Annotated in this window: 20 protein-coding genes; 7 read left to right on the top strand and 13 right to left on the bottom strand. The window is 62.0% G+C overall.

Features of this window, described 5'->3' with window-relative positions:
- Position 1: 1 nt before the first annotated feature.
- Positions 2-277 carry a hypothetical protein gene (locus NR126_RS11810; protein WP_027619176.1) on the bottom strand — a complete coding sequence of 92 codons (276 nt, stop codon included), beginning with the start codon at positions 275-277 and terminating at the stop codon, positions 2-4.
- 56 nt (positions 278-333) lie between these two features.
- Positions 334-1,068 carry a thioredoxin family protein gene (locus NR126_RS11805; RefSeq protein WP_256830270.1) on the bottom strand — a complete coding sequence of 245 codons (735 nt, stop codon included), beginning with the start codon at positions 1,066-1,068 and terminating at the stop codon, positions 334-336.
- A 178-nt stretch (positions 1,069-1,246) separates the two neighbouring features.
- Here NR126_RS11805 and NR126_RS11800 point away from each other — a divergent pair, with 178 nt between their 5' ends.
- A complete protein-coding gene (locus NR126_RS11800; protein WP_105754328.1) occupies positions 1,247-1,642 on the top strand; it encodes a transcriptional regulator in 396 nt (131 codons plus the stop codon).
- A 3-nt stretch (positions 1,643-1,645) separates the two neighbouring features.
- Here the strand turns inward: NR126_RS11800 and NR126_RS11795 are convergent, their stop codons facing one another.
- The 3 genes from NR126_RS11795 to NR126_RS11785 all read right to left on the bottom strand — a co-directional run bounded on the left by NR126_RS11795 (position 1,646) and on the right by NR126_RS11785 (position 3,579).
- Positions 1,646-2,515, bottom strand: a complete 870-nt coding sequence (locus NR126_RS11795; protein ID WP_105754329.1) for a DUF6279 family lipoprotein — start codon at positions 2,513-2,515, stop codon at positions 1,646-1,648.
- A 65-nt stretch (positions 2,516-2,580) separates the two neighbouring features.
- A complete protein-coding gene (locus tag NR126_RS11790; protein WP_256830268.1) occupies positions 2,581-3,297 on the bottom strand; it encodes a TorF family putative porin in 717 nt (238 codons plus the stop codon).
- A 93-nt stretch (positions 3,298-3,390) separates the two neighbouring features.
- Positions 3,391-3,579, bottom strand: a complete 189-nt coding sequence (locus NR126_RS11785) for a hypothetical protein (RefSeq protein WP_027619171.1) — start codon at positions 3,577-3,579, stop codon at positions 3,391-3,393.
- A 338-nt stretch (positions 3,580-3,917) separates the two neighbouring features.
- Between NR126_RS11785 and NR126_RS11780 the strand changes: the two genes are divergently transcribed.
- Both NR126_RS11780 and NR126_RS11775 read left to right on the top strand, forming a co-directional pair.
- Positions 3,918-4,754 carry a S1 RNA-binding domain-containing protein gene (locus NR126_RS11780; protein WP_027619170.1) on the top strand — a complete coding sequence of 279 codons (837 nt, stop codon included), beginning with the start codon at positions 3,918-3,920 and terminating at the stop codon, positions 4,752-4,754.
- A gap of 85 nt (positions 4,755-4,839) precedes the next feature.
- A complete protein-coding gene (locus NR126_RS11775; protein WP_027619169.1) occupies positions 4,840-5,772 on the top strand; it encodes a DMT family transporter in 933 nt (310 codons plus the stop codon).
- Here the strand turns inward: NR126_RS11775 and NR126_RS11770 are convergent.
- Positions 5,717-6,898, bottom strand: coding sequence for an MFS transporter (locus NR126_RS11770; RefSeq protein WP_027619168.1), 1,182 nt, complete (start codon positions 6,896-6,898; stop codon positions 5,717-5,719). The genes NR126_RS11775 and NR126_RS11770 overlap by 56 nt on opposite strands.
- Positions 6,899-7,001: 103 nt before the next feature.
- Between NR126_RS11770 and NR126_RS11765 the strand changes: the two genes are divergently transcribed.
- Entirely contained in the window at positions 7,002-7,937 is a 936-nt protein-coding gene (locus tag NR126_RS11765) for a LysR family transcriptional regulator (protein WP_256350900.1), read from the top strand.
- Between the two features lie 75 nt (positions 7,938-8,012).
- Positions 8,013-8,141: a PA1414 family protein gene (locus NR126_RS11760; RefSeq protein WP_009042667.1), complete on the top strand. Its 129-nt coding sequence runs from the start codon at positions 8,013-8,015 to the stop codon at positions 8,139-8,141.
- An 84-nt stretch (positions 8,142-8,225) separates the two neighbouring features.
- Here NR126_RS11760 and NR126_RS11755 read toward each other — a convergent pair whose 3' ends face one another.
- The 4 genes from NR126_RS11755 to speB all read right to left on the bottom strand — a co-directional run bounded on the left by NR126_RS11755 (position 8,226) and on the right by speB (position 12,686).
- The gene (locus NR126_RS11755) at positions 8,226-9,605 is read right to left on the bottom strand and encodes a sodium:solute symporter (RefSeq protein ID WP_027619167.1); all 1,380 of its coding nucleotides are present in this window, start codon (positions 9,603-9,605) and stop codon (positions 8,226-8,228) included.
- Positions 9,606-9,762: 157 nt separating this feature from the next.
- Positions 9,763-11,262 (bottom strand): cytosine permease, encoded by a 1,500-nt coding sequence (locus NR126_RS11750; protein ID WP_256830267.1) that lies wholly within the window; start codon positions 11,260-11,262, stop codon positions 9,763-9,765.
- A 55-nt stretch (positions 11,263-11,317) separates the two neighbouring features.
- Positions 11,318-11,725, bottom strand: coding sequence for a nuclear transport factor 2 family protein (locus tag NR126_RS11745; RefSeq protein ID WP_027619165.1), 408 nt, complete (start codon positions 11,723-11,725; stop codon positions 11,318-11,320).
- Positions 11,726-11,735: 10 nt separating this feature from the next.
- Complete coding sequence (gene speB, locus NR126_RS11740; RefSeq protein ID WP_027619164.1) at positions 11,736-12,686, bottom strand: agmatinase; 951 nt, start codon at positions 12,684-12,686, stop codon at positions 11,736-11,738.
- A gap of 256 nt (positions 12,687-12,942) precedes the next feature.
- On the opposite strand from speB, the gene NR126_RS11735 reads away from it, so the two are divergent.
- Positions 12,943-13,836: a LysR family transcriptional regulator gene (locus tag NR126_RS11735; RefSeq protein ID WP_027619163.1), complete on the top strand. Its 894-nt coding sequence runs from the start codon at positions 12,943-12,945 to the stop codon at positions 13,834-13,836.
- A 5-nt stretch (positions 13,837-13,841) separates the two neighbouring features.
- On the top strand, positions 13,842-14,432 hold the full coding sequence (locus NR126_RS11730; protein WP_105754333.1) for a tRNA-uridine aminocarboxypropyltransferase: 591 nt from the start codon (positions 13,842-13,844) through the stop codon (positions 14,430-14,432).
- Positions 14,433-14,461: 29 nt separating this feature from the next.
- On the opposite strand, the gene NR126_RS11725 is transcribed toward NR126_RS11730, so the two are convergent.
- Genes NR126_RS11725 through NR126_RS11715 form a run of 3 tightly spaced genes read right to left on the bottom strand, consistent with a single transcriptional unit; the run spans position 14,462 to position 19,363 of the window.
- Complete coding sequence (locus tag NR126_RS11725) at positions 14,462-15,817, bottom strand: HlyD family type I secretion periplasmic adaptor subunit (protein WP_027619161.1); 1,356 nt, start codon at positions 15,815-15,817, stop codon at positions 14,462-14,464.
- Positions 15,818-15,826: 9 nt separating this feature from the next.
- Complete coding sequence (locus NR126_RS11720) at positions 15,827-17,986, bottom strand: type I secretion system permease/ATPase (RefSeq protein WP_027619160.1); 2,160 nt, start codon at positions 17,984-17,986, stop codon at positions 15,827-15,829.
- Positions 17,987-18,004: 18 nt separating this feature from the next.
- Positions 18,005-19,363 (bottom strand): TolC family outer membrane protein, encoded by a 1,359-nt coding sequence (locus NR126_RS11715; protein ID WP_105754334.1) that lies wholly within the window; start codon positions 19,361-19,363, stop codon positions 18,005-18,007.
- Positions 19,364-19,404 lie beyond the last annotated feature (41 nt).

Genomic DNA, 19,404 nt, shown 5'->3' with positions numbered 1-19,404 from the left:
ATCAACCCTCGGCCTTCTGCTCCGCCGCATCCAGCTCCTTGAGCCGCTGATCGATCAACTGGCACTTGTCCGGCAGATCTGCCGCCGCAGTACCCAGGTCCATCTTCTGCAATTCCTCATTCATTTCCTTGGCCTTCACCGGATTCTGTTCGGTGAGCTTGGCGACCCGTTGCGCCAGTTCTTCACGTTTGCCGGTGGCTTCCTCCGGCGTGCAAGCCCAGGCGGGCAGGGCGCTGCACAGGGTGGCGACGAGGGTCAGTTTCAATAGGCTGTTCATGGGCGTGGCCTCGGTTGGCGGAGTTAACCGGTTGAGGGCCACAGACGCACAATAGTTCAGCCGGAGTGACAGCAACTGCCAGCAGCCTTTTCCTCATAACGGTCGTGATGGCGCACCCATTCCATGATCTGGTCCTCGTTGCGCCCCTTGGGCATCAGGTCGAGGTAGTTATAGGTGCCCACCAGCAAGTCCAGGCCACGGGCGTAAGTGGAGTAGGTGTGGAAAATCTCGCCGGCTTGATTGCGATAAAACACGCTGAGGCCGGGGAGTTCCTGCTCGGCGTCGTCGGTTTTTTCGTAGTTGTAGGTCGCGGTGCCAGCCGCAACGTCTTCGGCTCGGGCGGTGACGCCAAAGTCATAGTTGAAGTCGCAACCTTCTGACGATACCCATTCAAATTTCCAGCCCATGCGCCGCTTGAACGTCTGGAACTCGGCGAATGGTGCGTGGGAAACCGCCACCAGCGCCACGTCGTGATGGGCCAGGTGCTGGTTGGCGCCGTCGATGTGGTCCGACATAAACGAGCAGCCCGGGCAGCCTTCGTCCCAGCCAACGGCGAACATGAAATGGTAAATGATCAGCTGGCTGCGTCCGCCGAACAGGTCGGCCAGCTTCAATTCGCCGTTGGCGCCCTGGAAATGGTAGTCCTTGTCGATTTTCACCCAGGGCAGGGCGCGGCGCTCGGCGCTGAGCTTGTCGCGCTCGCGGGTGAAGGCTTTTTCGTGGTCCAGGTGTTGGCGGCGGGCGACGAGCCATTCTTCGCGCGACACCACCGGATGATTGTCGATCTGCATGTGCTGTTCTCCTGCGTGCGTGGAGTGTGCTCTTACAGACACTAGTCGTGCGGCACGTCTGATCTTCGACATACCGCTGGTCAGTGCATGACCTCATCCCGGCTGAACGACAGCACGAAGCCAGGGGTCACACCTTGGGTAGACCCTCTCATTTGCAGGCTTTGGAGGTTGAATCAGGATGACTACTTATTACGACTGGGATTTGATCGAACGGCTGTTGCACGAAGTGCAGAACGGTGCCGGACACAGCTTTACTCCGCGTCCTTACGCCGAGCAACACGCGGCGGACAAGGCGGCGCAGGGTGAACCGACCGGCAATCTGGACGAGCTGAAAGTGACCGCTACGGAATACGAAAAACTGCTGCTGGATCGGGGCTATATCGAGTCGCGTCCGGAGGATCAGGGCGGTAACGGCGAGAACTTCATTCTGACGGCGCTCGGTTCGCGCCTGTTGTCGCTGATCGATAGCAGCATCCCGGGAAACGATCATCCGCGCCAGGTGCTGGATGAGCAGGCCGATGGGTTGGACCCGATAACCTTTGAAGAGGTCGCGGCCAAGGCGCAGATTGCCTGAGACTTACGACGCTCGGGCAGTTTTCAGGCACTTGAGACTTTCGAAGTTACTGCGCAGCTTGTCGATCTTCTGCAGTACGCGCTGGCGCTGGTCGGCGCTGCTGTCGGCCATCAGGTCGACGATCAGGTTGCGAGCCTGTGCCTCGGTGTCGCTGAACGCCTGACGGTAGGCCGGGGTCCACAGGCTTTCGCGGTCCACCAGCAGGGTTTCGATACGCTTGCCGAAGTCGGGCGCCTGGCGTTGGGCCATGGCGGCGCTGAATTGTGACTGCCAGTGCGCGCGGTTGGCGATCCATTGCTGGTTCTGCTCGCCGAGCGCCGTGGACCAGGCCGTCACTCGCTGTTCCTGCGTTTGATTCAGCGCCCCCAGCCAATCGCGCAGGCGCTTGTCCATGCGCTCGGCCCGTTGTTTGACCTGCTGCGCCAGCGGCGGTTTCAGGTATTTGTCCTGGCGTTCGCGCAAGTCCTTGGCGAAGGCCTGATTCATCTCGCTCACCTGTTGATCGCTCATGCCTTGCAGCAGCTGGACGGCGGATGGGGTGATTTGCCGCGCGCTGACGGCGATTGCCTGCCGCGCTTCAGCGGTCCGGGCTTGCAAGGCGGCATCGTCGACCTGATTGTTGGCGACCATCTGTTGCAGGCGGTCGAGCCAGTCGAGGTAGCCGGGCAACTGGGTGCTGCAATGCCAACTGAGGTGTTGCTGGAGGCGCTGGTCGAGCCAGTCCTTTTGCTCGCTGTTCATGTCCAGGTAGTCGTTGAGCGTCCACGGAATGATCACATCGAGGTTGCGATAGGCCAGGTCGACGCGGTTACAGGCCGTCAGAGCAAGGCTGAGGATCAGGGTCAGGCTCAGGTGATACAACCAGCGCGACATGGGCGAGTCCTTGCGTAGACGGTGTCTGCCATCTGAACGCGGAAACTGCCCGGCAGTTCAGCTTGTCAGTAGAACGAGCGCTCGGCGCGGAAGGTCAGCGAGCCATCACATTGGCTGTTATGCCCGGAATAGGCGCTGCACCCGTTGCCGCTGAGGTTGGAGTCACTGTAGATCAGGTTCAGGTCGATGCCCATCCACGGCCGCGAGAGCTTGACCGACCAATCATTGAAACTGGACACATAGCCGCCGTCGGTGATTGCCGCCGGGGTGTTCAGGCGATAGGTGGTGTATTTGACGCTGAGGCCGACGCCGAACGGCTCGTTGCCGCTGAGATTGGCGAACAGGGTGCTGTTCTGACGGTCCGGATCAAGGCTGAAGGCGGCGCCGAAGCGACTGCCGAGCAAGGTCAGGCCGGCAAAGAACTCCTGGCTGTCGAGGGTCTCCAGCTGCGGGTAGCTGTAGTGGATCATGCCCACTTCGTAGCCGAGGGTCTGGTCGAAGGGGCGCTTGAAACCGAGGTAGGAATCGACTTCCAGATTGCTGTCAGGCGACAGGCCCATGCTCGGCGCCCACTGTCCGGCGTACCAGCCGCTGTCGTGACTGAGATCCAGGCCGCCATGGAAGGAGCCGCTGCTCGAAGGTTTGACCAGGCCTTGGGCCATGCTGCGACTGGGGCTGGTGCCCAGCTTGAGGTCGTAGTCGCCCAGTTCGCGCTGGAAGATTTGCCCTTGGGCGGCAGTGCAGGCTAGCAGGCTGATCAGCGCAATTGTCAGTTTGAGCATGCGGGGAAGTTCAGGCGCGGAGTTCGCGGGAGGTGTCCAGTCCTGGCGCTTTGATGCTCAAAGCGCTTGGGGACCAGGGTGTTGCGGGGGGTATTACTTTTTGCCCAGGGTAATCTGTTTGGACGGGGCGAACGTCTGGCCGCTGACGCCTTTGGCAATTTGCTGGATCTCGCCGCCGGACTTGAGGAACGCAGCAATCTGGTCGTTGATCGATTCGCTGGTTTCAACGGCTGGAGCTGGCTTTGCTTTGCTGGTGGATGCTTTTACGCGCATGGCGGCCATTAACCTGTAGAAAATTAATTTGGCCAGCTATCGTACATGAAATGCTTGACAATTGCTTGGTAAATATCTCTCTGTTTATCTTTAACCACGGCCTGGGTATTTTTTCCCATCTTTCGGAATTCGACCTAAGCTACTGTTTTAATTAAGAACCTCGGTATCGACCAAGGTGGTGACCGCCGTAGTGAGGGGGCCGCTGGTGCTGCAAACGGCCTGACGAGCGGGACGCCGGTCATGGTGAAACCCGCAAAATTCGCGCCTTGCAGCGGAAAATCCGCAGTCACCCAACGGCGGCAGCAAAAACGGGTAGAATGCCGCCCACGCAATGAGGGTATTTGGAAATGGCTTTAGTCGGGCGCTACAACAGTTTGCAAGTGGTTAAACACACTAACTTCGGTTTATATCTGGACGGTGGTGCGGATGGCGAAATTCTTTTGCCCAACCGCTATATCCCGAAAGATATTCCCAGTGAAGATGAAGATTGGCTGAACGTATTTGTTTATCTCGACAGCACTGACAAACTCATCGCAACTACTGAAAAACCGAAAGTTCAAGTCGGTGAATTTGCCAGTTTGAAAGTTGTTGAAGTCAACAGCATCGGTGTGTTCCTCGACTGGGGCCTGCCGAAGGACCTGCTGCTGCCGTTCTCCGAAGAAAAGCGCCAGATGGCCGCCGGTGAATACTGCGTGGTGCACGTCTACCTCGACAAGCACACCCGCCGTATCACCGCGACCACGCGCCTGGATCGCTACCTGGACAAAACCCCGCACAGCTACAAGCCAGGCCAGGAAGTCGACTTGCTGGTGGCCGAAGCGACCGACATGGGTTTCAAGGCGATCATCAACAACAAGCACTGGGGTTTGATTCACAAGAACGAAATCTTCAAGTTCATGCGCGCCGGCAAACAAGAGAAGGGCTTCATCAAGGAAGTGCGCGCCGACGGCAAGATCAGCCTGAGCCTGCAGCCGGTTGGCGAAGAAGCGGCCACCAGCCTGAACTCGAAGATTCTCGCCAAGTTGCGCGACAACAACGGCACCCTGGCGGTCAGCGACAAGAGCGATCCGGCGTTGATCAGCAGCCTGTTCGGCGTCAGCAAGGGCAACTTCAAGAAGGCCATCGGCGCGTTGTACAAGAACGGCCAGATTGTCATTCATGCCGATCGCATCGAACTGAGTTGATTGCTTTTCGCCCCGGCCGAGTGCCGGGACGTTGGTTTTTTTGCTGATTGAATGTCTTGTCGTTCTCTGTCCGCGAGGTTTCCTGATGATCGCCACCCGGCGCAGCGTCGATGGTTTTGCTTTGCAAATCATGGTGGGTCTGTGCCTGGTCTGGGGCATCCAGCAGGTGATGATCAAGTGGGCGGCGGCGGACATCGCTCCGGTGATGCAGGCCGCCGGACGCTCCGGCATCTCTGCGCTGCTGGTCGGGCTGTTGATCTGCTGGAAGGGTGGCTGGACCCAGGTTGGCACCACCTGGCGCGGCGGCTTGCTCGCGGGCGCGCTGTTCGGCCTGGAATTCCTGTTTATCTCCGAAGGCCTGCAACTGACCACCGCCGCGCACATGTCGGTGTTCCTCTATACCGCGCCGATTTTCACCGCGCTGGGGGTGCACTGGTTGCTGCCCAGCGAGCGACTGCGGGCGGTGCAATGGCTGGGCATCCTGCTGGCCTTCATCGGCATCGGCGTCGCATTTGCCGGCGGCGTGTCGTGGGACAACCTGGACCGGCGCATGCTGCTCGGCGATGCCCTCGGCGTACTGGCCGGCGCGGCATGGGGGGCTACCACGGTGGTGGTGCGTGCATCGCGGCTGTCGGAAGCGCCGGTGACCCTGACCTTGTTCTATCAGCTGATCGTCGGTTTTGTCGGCCTGCTGCTGATTGCGATCTTCAGTGGCCAGGTGTCCCATGTCAGCCTGACCCCGGTGGCAATCGGCAGCGTGCTGTTCCAGGGATTGGTGGTGTCCTTTATCAGCTATCTGGTGTGGTTCTGGTTACTGAGACGCTACCTTGCGGCGAACCTCGCGGTGTTCTCGTTCATGACGCCGCTGTTCGGCGTGACCTTCGGCGTGTTGCTGCTGGGCGAAGAACTGACCCTGAACTTCATCATCGGCGCCGTGCTGGTGTTGCTCGGCATCACCTTTGTCAGCGCTGAACAGTGGGTTCGCCGGCGTTTGCGCACACTGCTGGGGCAGCGCTGAACGGACCCAGCAATAACCCGCCGGCCAGTATCAGGCCGCTGCCCGCCACCAGCAGCGCCGGCTGCAAACCTCCACTGAAATGGCTGCTGACTGCCGCCAGCAATGGCCCGCTGAGCTGACCCAGGGCGAAGCAGGCGGTCAACAGGCCGGCGTTGCGTTGGGTCGCCGCGGGGGCCAACTCTCGCGAGCGCTGCATCACCAGTTGCATGCAGGCCAGAAACGGCGTGCCGCAGAGCAGCACACCCAGCGCCAGACCGAAACCGCTACCCAGCAGGCAGGCAAATACACCGGCGGCCTGCAACCACAAGGTGGCGATCAACCACCGGCGTGACGAGTCCGGCCCTGGCCGACGCAAGCTCACCAACACCACGCCAAGTGCTGCCGCCAGACCAAAGCACGGCCAGAACAGGTCGGCCTGCCACAGGCCATGAAACCGTGCGCTGGCCATCTGCGAGAGAAAAGTCGCCGGGATGATGTAGCCCAATCCGTACAACGCGTAGGTCCAGCCCAGGCGGGCGATGCCAGCGTTGCTTGACCCATTCGCGGGTTGGGTGGCGCTTGCACTCGGTGAGGGTTGCGGCAGAAAAGGCAGGATCAGCATGAGCATCAACAGGCCGACCGCCGCGTAGATCAACCACAGGACAGCAGAACTCTGCTGCAGCAGGTTGGCGCCGAGTGCCAGCAGCCCGGTGAGAAAAATCCCCAGTCCGGGTCCGGCAAATACCAGCGCCCCCAAGCGTGGCCGATTAGCGGCCACGGCCAGTGGCTGACTCACTGTGGTAATCATCACCAGCACCCAGGCACTGGCCACGCCAGTGCCAAAACGCAGCAGCAGATGGGCCCAGAAACCGTTGGCGCAGAACGAGGCCAGGGTCAGCAACACGCACAGCCACAGCCCGCCGAGCAGGCGGCGCTTCACCTGGGCGGGACGACGGGCGAACATCGCGTCCAGGGCGCCGATGAAATACCCCAGGTAGTTGGCGGCGGCAATCAGGCCGGCGGCCGTCAGGTCGATCTGGCCTTCGCTGAGCAAATGCGGCAGTTGCGGGGTGAGGGCGAAGCGGCCAATGCCCATGGCCATCATCAAGGCGATAAAACAGGCGGACAAGCGAACGAAGGGCGACATGGTCAGATTTCCTGCAAGGAGCAATGACCGTCAGGCTAGGACTGATTGACTTTCTTTAAAATTGAATAATAGTGAGTAACTTGTTCAGTTTTGGAGAATTGCTGTGGAGCTGAGTCAACTGCGGATTTTTCGTGCGGTCGCCGAAGAAGGTTCGATCACGCGCGCCGCCGAGCGTCTGCATCGGGTGCCTTCCAATTTGTCGACCCGGCTCAAGCAGTTGGAAGAGCAACTGGGCGTCGAGTTGTTCTTGCGCGAGCGGCAACGCTTGCAGCTTTCTCCTGCCGGAAAAGTGCTGCTGGACTACAGCGCTAGGCTATTCGCCCTGCATGACGAGGCCGAGGCCGCGGTGCAGGGTGGTCAGCCGGCGGGCAATTTTGTCCTCGGCACCATGTACAGCACCGCCGCGATTCAATTGCCACCGTTGCTGGCGCGTTATCACCGCAGCTACCCGGCGGTGAACCTGCAGGTGCAGTCGGCGCCCAGTGGCGAGTTGCTTGAAGGCTTGCTCAGCGGGCGCCTCGACGCCGCACTGGTGGACGGTCCGTTGCAGTTGGCGGGGCTCGACGGTGTGCCGTTGTGCGACGAGAAACTGGTGCTGATCAGCGAGGCCGATCACCCACCGGTGCGCAGTGCGCTGGATGTGCAGGGGAGGGCGGTGTTTACGTTTCGCCAGGGCTGTTCCTATCGCATGCGCCTGGAGGCCTGGTTCGCGCATTCCCACGCGGCCATGGGCCGGGCGATGGAAATCGAGTCCTATCAGGGCATGCTGGCCTGTGTGATAGCCGGTTCCGGGGTGGCGCTGATGTCCGAGTCGATGCTGGCGAGCTTGCCGGGACGCGAGAGTGTGGCGGTCCATCCCCTGGCTGAACCGTTCGCCAGTACCGCCACCTGGCTGATGTGGCGCAAAGGCATGGTTGGCGCCAACCTGACGGCGTGGATTCAACTGCAGCGCGACGCCGACGTTACGGGCCGGACCGACGGCCTTGATTCAGATCAATCCGGTAACAGATCTTTGCGTACTGAGGCGAGCATTGCGTAGGAGATAGGACTACTATCTGTATGAAGCGTCTTCTTATGAGCCCGGTCGCTCGGCATTACCCTGAAGGGGGGCACCATGAAAGAGAAATTGCAAAACTGGCTCCATGACCTCGGTGTCGCGCTTGGTTTGATTGAACCGCCGCTGCAGCCGGTGCCGATTCGCACCGATGATGAGCAACGTCGACGCCAGCAGCGCCGCCGCTAAGCACTTTCCAGCAGGCGAAAAAAAACGGGTGCAGCAACCGACGCTGCACCCGCCGAAGAAAGTAAGACGGCGTCTGACTCTAAATCAGATCGCGCTGGCCGCAATGGCCGGGCGACGCGACGCCAGACTCACCACGACGAAGCTCACCAGGCCAACCGCCAGGCTGTAGTAGATCGGCGTATTCGCATCCAACCCATCCTTGAACATGAACACCAGCGCGGTGACAAAGCCCAGGCCCATGCTGGCGATGGCGCCGGCGGTGGTTGCGCGTTTCCAGAAGATTGCACCGATCAGCGGGATCAGCATGCCGCCCACCAACAGGTTGTAGGCCAGGGTCAGGGCGCTGATCACGTCGTTCACCACCAGGGCGATGCCCAGTACGGCGATGCCGGTCAGTGCGGTGAACAGGCGGTTGATTTTCAGGCTCGACGGTTTGCCGCCGCGCAGTTTCGGCAGCAGGTCTTCGGTCAGGGTGGTGGCAGCCGCCAACAGGCCGGCGCTGGCGGTGGACATCATGGCGGCCAGGGCTGCGGCGATCACCAGGCCACGAATACCGTCAGGCAGAGACAGTTTGACGATGGCGGCGAAGGCGTTGTTGACGTTGTCCAGATCGGGAATCAGCACATGGGCGGCCATGCCGATCAGGGCGCAGGCCAGGCCGTAAAGGATGCAGTAGAAGCCAGCCAGGGTACCGGCGTACTGGGCGATCTTGGGTGTGCGCACGGTGAATACGCGCTGCCAGATGTCCTGGCCGATCAGGATGCCGAAGAAGTAGATCATGAAGTAGGTGATGATCGTGTCCCAGCCGATCGTGGTGAAGCTGAAGTTCGACGCCGGCAGTTTGCTCACCAGCTCATCCCAGCCTCCGACGCGGTACAGGCAGATTGGCAACAGGATAAACATCAGGCCAACGGTCTTGATCACGAACTGGACGATGTCGGTCAGGGTCAGTGACCACATGCCGCCAATGGCCGAATAGACCACCACCACGCCACCACCGAGCAATACCGAGATCCAGAACGGCAGGCCGAACAGCACTTGCAGCACGGTGCCGATTGCCAGGATAGAGGTCACGCCGATCATCAGCGCGTACGCCAGCATGATCACCGCGCTCGCCGAGCGGGCCATCGGGTTGTAGCGTTTTTCCAGGACCTGAGTAACGGTGTAGATCTTCAGCTTCAGCAGCGGCTTGGCGAGGAACAGGTTCAGCGCGACGATCCCGCAACCCAGCGCGGCGCACAGCCAGAAACCGGAGATGCCATGCACATAGCCCAGGCGCACGGTGCCGACGGTGGACGCACCGCCGAGGACGGTGGCGGCCATGGTGCCCATGTACAGGCTTGGCCCGAGGTTGCGACCGGCCACCAGGAAGTCTTCGTTGGTCTTGGCTTTGCGCATGCCGTAGTAGCCGAGTAGCAGCATTGCGGCGGCGTAGATGAGTACGACGAATAAATCTAAAGCCATGATGGCGTGTCTCCGATTGTCTTTTTTATGGTGAAGCCAAAGCGATTTTGTGGGTGCTGCTTTTTTGTAGGAGCGAGCCTGCTCGCGATTGCGATTGGCTTGTCACATCAAGGTTGAATGTGCCGCCGTCATCGCGAGCAGGCTCGCTCCTACAGGGTCATGCCATCTGGCGCATGACCGGTGTTGCCGTGCTCTTGCTGCGTGAATCCTTGGGCTCGTAGACACTGGCCGATTCCGGGAACAGGCTGAGCAACGCCAGGTACACCAGCGAGGCCAACCCCAGGGTCACTGGCAGGCTGATGTCGATGCCGCCCGCCAGCTCGCCGAGTACGCCGACGAATTGCCCCGGCAGGTTGACGAAACACAGGCCGACCAGTGCGCTGGGGATCCAGGCCCCGAGACCGCGCCAGTTCCAGCCGTGGCTGAACCAGTAGCGACCGCCTTGTTCGCCGCGGGTGAACACTTGCAGGTCATCCGGGCAGTAGAAGCCGCGGCGCTTGAGTAGGCCGATGATCATGATCACCATCCACGGGGTGGTGCAGGTGATGATCAGCACCGCGAAGGTCGACACGCTCTGCACCAGGTTCGCCGCAAAGCGCCCGATGAAGATGAAGGCGATCGACATCACGCCGATCAGCAGCGTTGCCTTAACCCGCGACAGCACCCGTGGGAACACGCTGGACATGTCCAATCCGGTGCCATACAGCGAGGTGGTTCCGGTGGACATGCCGCCGATCACCGCAATCAGGCACACCGGCAGGAAGAACCAGCTCGGTGACACGGCCAGCAGGCCGCCGACGTAGTTGTTCGCCGCGATGTAGTCCGGCGCCTTGATCGCCACGATGGTGGCGGTGGCCAGGCCGAACAGGAACGGGATCAACGTCGCCATCTGCGCCAGGATCACCGCCAGCATGATCCGGCCCTTCGGCGTTTCACGCGGGATGTAACGCGACCAGTCGCCGAGGAACGCACCGAAGGAAATCGGGTTGCTCATGGCCACCAGTGCGGCACCGATAAAGGCTGCCCAGAACCCGGCCTGACCGAGGCCGACGCTGCCGGCGTACTGGCTGTCGAAGGCCGGGGCGAAGGCGAAGATCCCCAGCAGGAACAACAGGCTCGCGGCCCACACGGCAATGCGGTTGACCCACAGCATGAAGCGGAAGCCGTAGATGCACACGGTCAGCACCAGGATCGCGAACAGACCGTAGGCCAGGCCCAGGGTCAGGTCGGTTTCCGGCAGGTCGATCAGGCGTTTGGCGCCACCGATCAGCGCATCCCCGGAACTCCAGACCGACAGCGAGAAAAACGCGATGGCGGTCAGCAGCGACAGGAACGAACCGACGATTCGCCCGTGCACGCCGAAGTGTGCACCGGAAGACACAGCGTTGTTGGTGCCGTTGATCGGGCCGAAGAGGCCCATCGGCGCCAGAATCAGCGCACCCAGCAGCACGCCCAGGACAATCGCCCAGACGCCGGCCTGGAACGACAGACCGAACAGCACCGGGAAACTGCCGAGCACGGCGGTGGCAAAGGTGTTGGCGCCGCCGAAGATCAGGCGAAACAGGTCGCTGGGCCGGGCGGTGCGTTCGTGGTCGGGGATCTGTTCGACCCCGTTGGTTTCAATGCTAAGGCTGTGTTCTTTGTTGTTGTTATTCATGATCTGCTCCGATCATAAAGGCGCGCTCATCGTCCGTGAGCGTCACCTGTCTTGGCTAAGGGGAGGGCAGCCCTTCCGGCATCGCGGATAAATGTTCGTGGCAGGCCAGCCAGTGGCCTTCTTGTTGTTTGCGAAACACAATGGTTTCGCGTTCCTGGCTAAAGTGTTGCTCCCCTTGCATGCGCAGCCGTGTCGCCACGTCATGCACAAACACCGCGACGTCACCCTGCAGGCTGACGAACGCGTTGCTCGAGGCGCACGACAGCACCTCGAAGCCTTCTTCATTGCGCCAGTTGTCCCACAACACCTGGTAGGCGTCGCGGCTCAGCAAGGGCTTGTCGAGGGTGTAAAAGACAAAGCTGGCGTCGGCACTGAAGGCGCCGAAGTAGGCTTCGCGGTCGTTGCGGGCAAAGGCCGCCACCAAATCGGCGGCGGCTTGCAGGACCTGATCCTGTGGGTTCATGGTCCTGCCCTCAGCGGTGGGCCACGCCCGGCAGTACGCAGAGCATTTCGTACAGCAGGTTGGCGCCCAGCAGCGAGGTGTTGCCGGTGGTGTCGTACGGCGGCGAGACTTCCACCAGGTCGCAACCGACCAGATCGAGGCCCTGGCAGCCACGGACGATTTCAATCGCTTGAATGGTGGTCAGGCCGCCGATTTCCGGGGTGCCGGTACCAGGCGCCCAGGCCGGGTCGATGCCGTCGATGTCGAAGCTCAGGTACACCGGGCCGTTGCCGACTTTCTCGCGGACTTCGGCCATCAGCGGCGCCAGGGATTTATGCCAGCACTCCTCGGCCTGGACCACGCGGAAGCCCTGTTTGCGGCTCCAGTTGAAGTCTTCGGCGGTGTAGCCCTGGGCGCGCAGGCCGATTTGCACGACGCGGTCGCAATCCAGCAGGCCTTCTTCGACAGCGCGGCGGAAGGTGGTGCCGTGAGCGATTTTCTCGCCGAACATGTGGTCGTTGACGTCGGCGTGGGCGTCGATGTGGACCAGGCCGACCTTGCCGTGCTTCTTATGAATGGCGCGCAGGATCGGCAGAGTGATGGTGTGGTCGCCGCCGAGGGTCAGCGGGATCACGTCGTGTTCGAGAATCTCGTCGTAGGACTCTTCGATGATGCGCACGGCGTCCAGCAGGTTGAAGGTGTTGATCGCCACGTCGCCGATGTCGGCAACCGACAGCGAGTCGAACGGAGCGGCGCCGGTGGCCATGTTGTAAGGGCGGATCATTACCGACTCGGCGCGGATTTCACGGGGCCCGAAACGGGTGCCGGCGCGCAGCGAGGTGCCAATGTCCAGCGGTACGCCGACGAAGGCAGCGTCGAGGCCGGCAGCGGTAGGCAGGTGAGGGAGTCGCATCATGGTGGCGATGCCGCCGAAGCGCGGCATTTCGTTGCCGCCCAGTGGTTGGTGAAGAATTTTGTCCACGGGTAGGGCCTCATCGTCTTTGTTTTATTTATGGGGTTGCGCAGCGCATCGGGAATGCACGGGCACCTGTTGGGCGGATTCTGCGAAATGTAGTGGCGGGGGAGAATCGCTACGGGCAAATACTTAGTTCAGAAATTTCTAAACTAAGGGGGGGGGGGGGGATAGAATCTTCGCCTTTGTTGATGTGGTGTGTTGGCGGACGCTTTCGGCCCGCAATGCCTGCGAAGATTCATCTGGCACCAGCGAGTACACCCTCATGGCCAACCCGTTACCCGACCTGAAACTATTGCGCATCTTCGTCAGCGTGGTGCGCCATCAGGGGTTCGCCAATGCCCAGCACGAGCTCAACCTCTCCACCTCGGCCATCAGCACTTACATGAGCCAGCTGGAAACCGCCCTGGGCCTGGTGTTGTGCCATCGCGGGCGCGGTGGTTTCAGCCTGACCAGCAAGGGCGAGTTGTTCCATCAGGAGACTTTGCGCCTGCTCGGCGAGCTGGAAGGTTTCGAGCAATACGCCGCTGCGCTCAAGGGCGAGTTGCGCGGCACCCTCAACCTCGGGGTGATCGACTCCACGGTCAGCGACAAGGCCCTGCCGTTCGCCGAAGCCATCGGCGCCTACACCCTGGAGCACCCGGCGGTGCATTTGCATTTGTCGGTGATGAGCCCCTACGAGCTGCAACTCGGGGTACAGGACAACCGCCTGGACCTGGCCATCGGCGCCTTCTCCAACCGCATGAGCGGGCTGGTCTACATGCCGCTGTACCGTGAGCAGCACTGGCTGTATTGCAGTAACCGCCACCCGCTGTTCAGCGAACGGCGGATCCCCGAGCAATTGATCACCCAGCAGCGCATGGTCGGCCGTGGTTACTGGAGCCAGGCCGAACTGGCTCGCCACGGCTTCAAGCACAGCGCGGCGACCGTCGACAGTATGGAGGCGCAGCTGATCCTGGTGCTGTCAGGCGCCTACATCGGCTACCTGCCCGAGCACTACGCCCAGGCCTGGGCTGACAAGGGCGACTTGCGGGTATTGTTGCCGGCGACCTTCGGCTACCAGGCGCCGTTCTCGATGATCGTGCGCCGGGGACGCAGCCGCGAACCGCTGATCCAGACCTTCCGCGACTTGCTCAAAGCGCAACTCAACCAGGCTTGAAGACCATGTCGAGAATCCAATGCCCGCGCTGCCTGCGCCCACAAACCCACTGTTTGTGCCCGCTGATCCCCGATCTCGATAGCCGCACCCGAGTGCTGCTGTTGCAGCATCCCAGCGAGGTCAACCACGCGCTGAACACCGCGCGTCTGGCGGCATTGGGGCTGAGCAACAGCCAACTGGTGGTGGGGGAGGTGTTCGAGGATTTGTCCGAATTACTGAACCCGCCGGGCTATACCGCGCGCCTGCTGTTTCCGGCGGATGACGCCCAGCCGCTGCAAGCCTACTCACCCGGTGAGCAACCGATGTTGCTGGTGGTACCTGATGGCACCTGGCGCAAGGCGCGCAAACTGCTGCACCTCAACCCGCTGTTGGCGGCCTTGCCACGAGTGACCCTGGCCAATGGCGGGGTTTCACGCTATCGCCTGCGCAAGGCACCAGGGCCGGGGGCGTTGTCGACAGTGGAGGCGATTGCCCAAGCGCTGCAGGTGCTGGAAGCCCCGCAATCATTCGATGCCTTGCTGCAACCCTTCGAGGCGTTGATCGAGGGGCAGATTGCGGCGATGGGGCAGGAGACTTATCAGAGGAATCATTTGTAAATGACCACCCTCCTTCAGGGGGTATGCGATCAGCGCTCGCGCATCGCCTCGGTCCGTGCCTTGAGCACTGGCTTGAGCAAATAATCGAGCACACTTTTCTCGCCGGTGATGATGTCCACGGTGGCGACCATGCCGGGGATGATCAGCAGCGGTTTGATGTCGCCGCCCAGGTGGTTTTTGTCGGTACGGACCTGGATCAGGTAGAAGCTGTTGCCCTTGTCATCGGTGATGGTGTCGGCGCCGATCAGCTCCAGCTTGGCGCTGAGGCCGCCGTAGATGGTGTAGTCGTAGGCGCTGAATTTGACCATGGCTTTCTGCCCGGGATGCAGGAACGCCACGTCTTGCGGGCGGACCTTGGCTTCGATCAGCAGGTTGTCTTCCAGCGGCACGATCTCCAGCATATCGCTGCCGGGCTGGACCACGCCGCCGATGGTGTTGACCTTGAGCACCTTGATGATTCCGCGCACCGGCGAGACCACGGTGGTGCGGGTCACCCGGTCGTCGATGGCAATGCTGGTGGCGGTGATTTTCGACAGTTCGGTGCGCTTCTCGTTGAGCTCCTTGGCGGCGTCCGAGCGAAAGCTCTGCACCGATTCGTCGAGCTTGCTCTTGATCTCGTCGATCGCCGATTCAGCTCGTGGGATCGCCAATGTCGTCGCGTTCAACGAGCCGCGAACTTCCACGGCGCTGCGTTTCAACCGCAGGATTTCCACCGGTGACACCGCGCCGGTGCCCACCAATGGCGCCGACATGTTCATCTCCTGGTTGAGCAGCGCCAGGCTGGAACTGTATTGCCCCTGCTTGGAACGAAATTCCGCCAGTTCCTGGGTCTTTTGCCGAAGTTGTTCACTCAGCGTCCGTTGTTCGCTGGCCAATCGGCGCTGCCGTTGGTCAAACAGCGCGCGTTCGTCTTCGGCCACCTGCGGGGCCTTGGCGATGACTTCGTCGGAAAGCTTGAACGGCCGCCCCTCGGCCTCGGCGGACAGGCGCTCGACCTGCGCGGTCAGCGCGTAGCGATCAGCCTCGCTTTCGCCCTTGTTCGATAGAAAACGCGTGTCATCAAGGCGTAGCAGGGTGTCGCCCTTGTTCACCATCTGCCCTTCGCGGACGAAAATCTCGGTGACGATCCCGCCTTCAAGGTTCTGGATCACCTGAACCTTGCTCGACGGAATCGCCTTGCCTTCGCCCATGGTGACTTCCTGCAGCACCGCGAACTTGGCCCAGACCACCGCCGTGACAATCAGCGCGGCGGCCAGCCACACGGTGATCCGCGACCAGCGCGGCGAATCCTGCAGCGAAGCGCTGGCGGTTTCCGGCATGAACTCGCTTTCCGCGCTTTTGCCGAAGCTGCCAAAGTAGCCGCGCTCACCTGTTGGACCGGACATAAGCGACTCCTAATCGGCCGCAGAGCCGACCCGGCCCTTGCGCAATGCATCAATGACCGCTTCTTTCGGGCCGTCGGCGACGATTCGCCCGTTATCGAGCACCAGCAGCCGGTCGACCAGGCTGAGCATGGAGGTGCGGTGAGTGACCAGCAGCAGGGTCTTGCCCTGGACCCAGCCCTGCAGTTTCTGGCGCAGGACGTCTTCGCTGCTGTTGTCCATAGCGCTGGTGGGCTCGTCGAGCACCAGGATCGGCGGGTCGAGCAGCAAGGCTCGCGCCAGCAGCACCGCCTGGCGCTGACCGCCGGAGAGCAGTTGGCCGCGTTCACCCACCGGGCGGTCGAAGCCCTGGGGGTGCTGGCGCGCCAGTTCGGTGACGCCGGTCAGTTCGGCCACTTCGAGCATGCGTGCATCGCTGACGTAGCGCGCGCCGAGGGTCAGGTTGTCGCGCAGGCTACCGGCCAGCAGCGGCAGGTCATGGGCGACGTAGCCGATCTGCTGGCGCAGGTCGGCGACATCCAGTTGCCGCAGGTCGAGGCCGTCGAGCAGCAATTGGCCTTCGTCGGGCGCGTAGAAGCCCATCACCAATCGGGCCAGGGTGCTTTTGCCAGATCCGCTGCGACCGATGATGCCGATCCGCTCGCCGGCCTTGAGGCTGAAACTGACATTGGCCAGGGCCGGTGCGTTTTGTCCCTGGTAGTGGAAGGTCACCCCGCTGACATCCAGCGCGCCGTGTAACTGCGTGCGCTCCAGTGGCCGTTGCCCGGTTTCGCGCTCCTGGGGCAGGGACATCAGCGCGTCGGTGCTTTTCATCGTCAGTTGCGCTTGCTGGTAGCGGGTGATCAGTCCGGCGATCTGCCCCAATGGTGCGAGGACGCGGCTGCCGAGCATGTACGTCGCCACCAGCGCGCCGACGCTGAGGTTGCCGGCGATGATGCTGTAGACCCCGGCGACGATGGTCGCCATGCCGCTGAACTGCTGGATGAACAGGGTGCCGTTGCTGGCCAGCGCCGAGAGGTTGCGCGCATGGCTGTCGAGGCGGGTTAAGGCTCCGTGGGTGCTTTCCCAGCGATGCTGGCGTTCGCTTTCGGCGCTGCAGGCCTTGAGGGTTTCCAGGCCGCCGAGGGTTTCGATCAACAGCGCCTGGCGTTCGGCGCCGAGGGCCAGGCTCTTCTGCACGGTGTCGCGCAGGCGTGTCTGGATCAGCAACGCGAAGGCAATGGTGATCGGGAACGCCAGCAGCGGGATCACCACCAGCCAGCCGCCGAGCAGGCCGATCACCAGCAGCATCAGCGCGGCAAACGGCAGGTCGATCAGGCTGGTCAGGGTCACTGCGGTAAGGAATTCACGCAGGCCCTGGAAGTCATGGATGCTCTGGGCAAAGCCACCGACGGTCGCGGGCCGGGCCTTCATCGACATGCCGGTGATGCGTTCGAACAGGGTCGCGGAAAGGATCACGTCGGTTTTGCGCCCGGCGCTGTCCAGCAAGTGCGCGCGCACCAGCCGCAGCACCAGCTCGAAGGCGGTGCCGATCAACAGCCCGATGGCCAGCACCCACAGGGTCGAAGTGGCCTGGTTCGGCACCACCCGGTCGTAGGTCTGCATGACGAACAGCGGCACCATCAGGCCCAGCAGGTTGATCAGCAGACTGGCGAGGATCGCGTCGCTGTACAGCCAGCGCGACAGCTTGACGGTGTCGCGAAACCACGCCTTGACCCGAGGCACCAGCGGCGCGCGCAGTTCTTCGAGCTCGTGCCGGGGCCGGGCGAACAGCGCCTGGCCGCTGTACTCGGCGGCCAGTTCTTCGCGGCTGACCCATTGCTCGCCGCCCTCGGCTTCACTGGGCAGGATCAGTGCCTTGCCATCGTCGCCCCAGCGCCGCAATACCGCGCAGCGACCGTTGTGCAGCAGCAACAGCAGCGGCAGGTTGAGCGCCGAAATCGACTCCAGTTCGCGGCGCAGCACCCGCGCCTGCAGGTTGGCCCGGGCGGCGGCGCGCGGCAGCAGGTCGAGGCTCAGGCGTTGCTTGTCCAGCGGCAGACCGGCACTCAGGCTGGCCCGGCTGACGGCGCAGTCGTGCAGCTTGCACAGGATCAGCAGGCCATCGAGCAGCGGGTCGTCGAAGCTCAGGCGCGGATCGGCGCCAGTGTTGCCGGGTGCCATGCTGGTCAACTGCAGTTCCCTCGTGGGTTAGCGCATGTCGGGCAGGCGCGCCTGGCTTTTCACTTCGCTCTGGGCAATCGCTTCGGCCGGTACCACGACTTTCGATTTGTTGAGCAACTCGCCCATGTTCGCCAGGATCCGGTACATCGAGAATTCCTCGGTGTAGCGCACTTCGGTGTAGCGGCGATTGGCGTTGTACAGCTCGTTTTCACTGTCCAGCACGTCGAGCAGGGTGCGTTGGCCGAGGCCGAACTGATCCTGATAGGCGGCACGTACGCGCATGGTGGTGTCGGCGTATTCGCGGGCGGTCGGGGTTTGTTTCTTCGCGTTGACCATGGCGTTCCAGGCCAGGGTGATGTTCTCGTTGAGGGTGCGCAGGGCGTTGTTGCGGATGTCCATGGCCTGGTTGATCTTGTGCGCGTCGGACTGCAGGCGCGCCTTGTCGCTGCCGCCGCGGAACAGGTTGTAGTTCATCACGATGCCCACGCGCCATTGATTATCGTGGCCGATATCGCCCTGGATGTTGTCGTTGGCACCGACGGCGGCCTCGGCGTCGAAGCGCGGGTAGAACGGCGACTTGGCCACTTCGTACTGACTCTCGGCGGACATCACGTCGGCCTGGGCGGACTTCAGGTAGGGGTTGTTTTCCATCATCGACTGCCGGGCCTCGCCCAGGGTCTGCGGAACTTCCCCGCGAATCGACGGCAGGGTTTCCAGCTCATCGGGCATGCGCCCCACGGCACTGAAGAAATTCGCCTCGGCATCGGCGAGGTCGACCTGGGCGGTGTCCAGGTTGTTTTCCGCCAGGGCGCGGCGGGCCTTGGACTGGTCGAGGTCGGCATTGCTGCCAACTCCACGCTCGGTGCGCAGGCCGATCTGGTCGTTGACTCGTAAATGCGCTTGCAGGTTGTTGGTGGCCAGGGTCACCAGCTCGCGGCGCTTGAGCACTTCCAGGTACACCTCAATGGTGCGCAGGGCCAGGCTTTCGGCCGTGCCGCGGGTGAAGTACGCGCGCGAATTGACGATCCCCTGGGTGCGCCCGACTTCGTTGGCGGTGTTGAAGCCGTCGAAGAGCATCTGCCGCAAGCGCAGTTCCGACTGGGTGTACCACTGCGTCTGGGTGTTGTGGTTACCCAGGGCGCGGGTGCTGGAGTTATCGCTGTAGCCACGGCCATAGCCGCCGAACAAATCCACGGCGGGGTAGTAACCACCCTTGGCGACCTTCACGTCCTCATCCGCCGACAGACGGTTGTTCTCACTGGCCAGCAGCTCCGGGTGGTAGTCCAGCGTGCTCTGAATGGCCTCGGTCAGAGACATGGCCTGAGCCTGCTGGACACAGGCGATGGCCAGTAAAACCGCGCTGCAGAGGGGGGTAAGGACGCGCATGAAGGACATCTCCCTGTTCACCAATGGTGCCTGTCTGTCGC

It is taken from the genome of Pseudomonas sp. Pse1 (assembly GCF_024519635.1).
Lineage (GTDB): Bacteria > Pseudomonadota > Gammaproteobacteria > Pseudomonadales > Pseudomonadaceae > Aquipseudomonas.
This window is presented reverse-complemented; position numbering and strand designations above follow the sequence as displayed.

What these genes read in the sequence shown, in the direction of transcription:
- NR126_RS11810 (WP_027619176.1), bottom strand. Translation starts at nt 277, where the DNA reads ATGAACAGCCTATTGAAACTGACCCTCGTCGCCACCCTGTGCAGCGCC.
- NR126_RS11805 (WP_256830270.1), bottom strand. Translation starts at nt 1,068, where the DNA reads ATGCAGATCGACAATCATCCGGTGGTGTCGCGCGAAGAATGGCTCGTC.
- NR126_RS11800 (WP_105754328.1), top strand. Translation starts at nt 1,247, where the DNA reads ATGACTACTTATTACGACTGGGATTTGATCGAACGGCTGTTGCACGAA.
- NR126_RS11795 (WP_105754329.1), bottom strand. Translation starts at nt 2,515, where the DNA reads ATGTCGCGCTGGTTGTATCACCTGAGCCTGACCCTGATCCTCAGCCTT.
- NR126_RS11790 (WP_256830268.1), bottom strand. Translation starts at nt 3,297, where the DNA reads ATGCTCAAACTGACAATTGCGCTGATCAGCCTGCTAGCCTGCACTGCC.
- NR126_RS11785 (WP_027619171.1), bottom strand. Translation starts at nt 3,579, where the DNA reads ATGGCCGCCATGCGCGTAAAAGCATCCACCAGCAAAGCAAAGCCAGCT.
- NR126_RS11780 (WP_027619170.1), top strand. Translation starts at nt 3,918, where the DNA reads ATGGCTTTAGTCGGGCGCTACAACAGTTTGCAAGTGGTTAAACACACT.
- NR126_RS11775 (WP_027619169.1), top strand. Translation starts at nt 4,840, where the DNA reads ATGATCGCCACCCGGCGCAGCGTCGATGGTTTTGCTTTGCAAATCATG.
- NR126_RS11770 (WP_027619168.1), bottom strand. Translation starts at nt 6,898, where the DNA reads ATGTCGCCCTTCGTTCGCTTGTCCGCCTGTTTTATCGCCTTGATGATG.
- NR126_RS11760 (WP_009042667.1), top strand. Translation starts at nt 8,013, where the DNA reads ATGAAAGAGAAATTGCAAAACTGGCTCCATGACCTCGGTGTCGCGCTT.
- NR126_RS11755 (WP_027619167.1), bottom strand. Translation starts at nt 9,605, where the DNA reads ATGGCTTTAGATTTATTCGTCGTACTCATCTACGCCGCCGCAATGCTG.
- NR126_RS11750 (WP_256830267.1), bottom strand. Translation starts at nt 11,262, where the DNA reads ATGAATAACAACAACAAAGAACACAGCCTTAGCATTGAAACCAACGGG.
- NR126_RS11745 (WP_027619165.1), bottom strand. Translation starts at nt 11,725, where the DNA reads ATGAACCCACAGGATCAGGTCCTGCAAGCCGCCGCCGATTTGGTGGCG.
- NR126_RS11735 (WP_027619163.1), top strand. Translation starts at nt 12,943, where the DNA reads ATGGCCAACCCGTTACCCGACCTGAAACTATTGCGCATCTTCGTCAGC.
- NR126_RS11730 (WP_105754333.1), top strand. Translation starts at nt 13,842, where the DNA reads ATGTCGAGAATCCAATGCCCGCGCTGCCTGCGCCCACAAACCCACTGT.
- NR126_RS11725 (WP_027619161.1), bottom strand. Translation starts at nt 15,817, where the DNA reads ATGTCCGGTCCAACAGGTGAGCGCGGCTACTTTGGCAGCTTCGGCAAA.
- NR126_RS11715 (WP_105754334.1), bottom strand. Translation starts at nt 19,363, where the DNA reads ATGCGCGTCCTTACCCCCCTCTGCAGCGCGGTTTTACTGGCCATCGCC.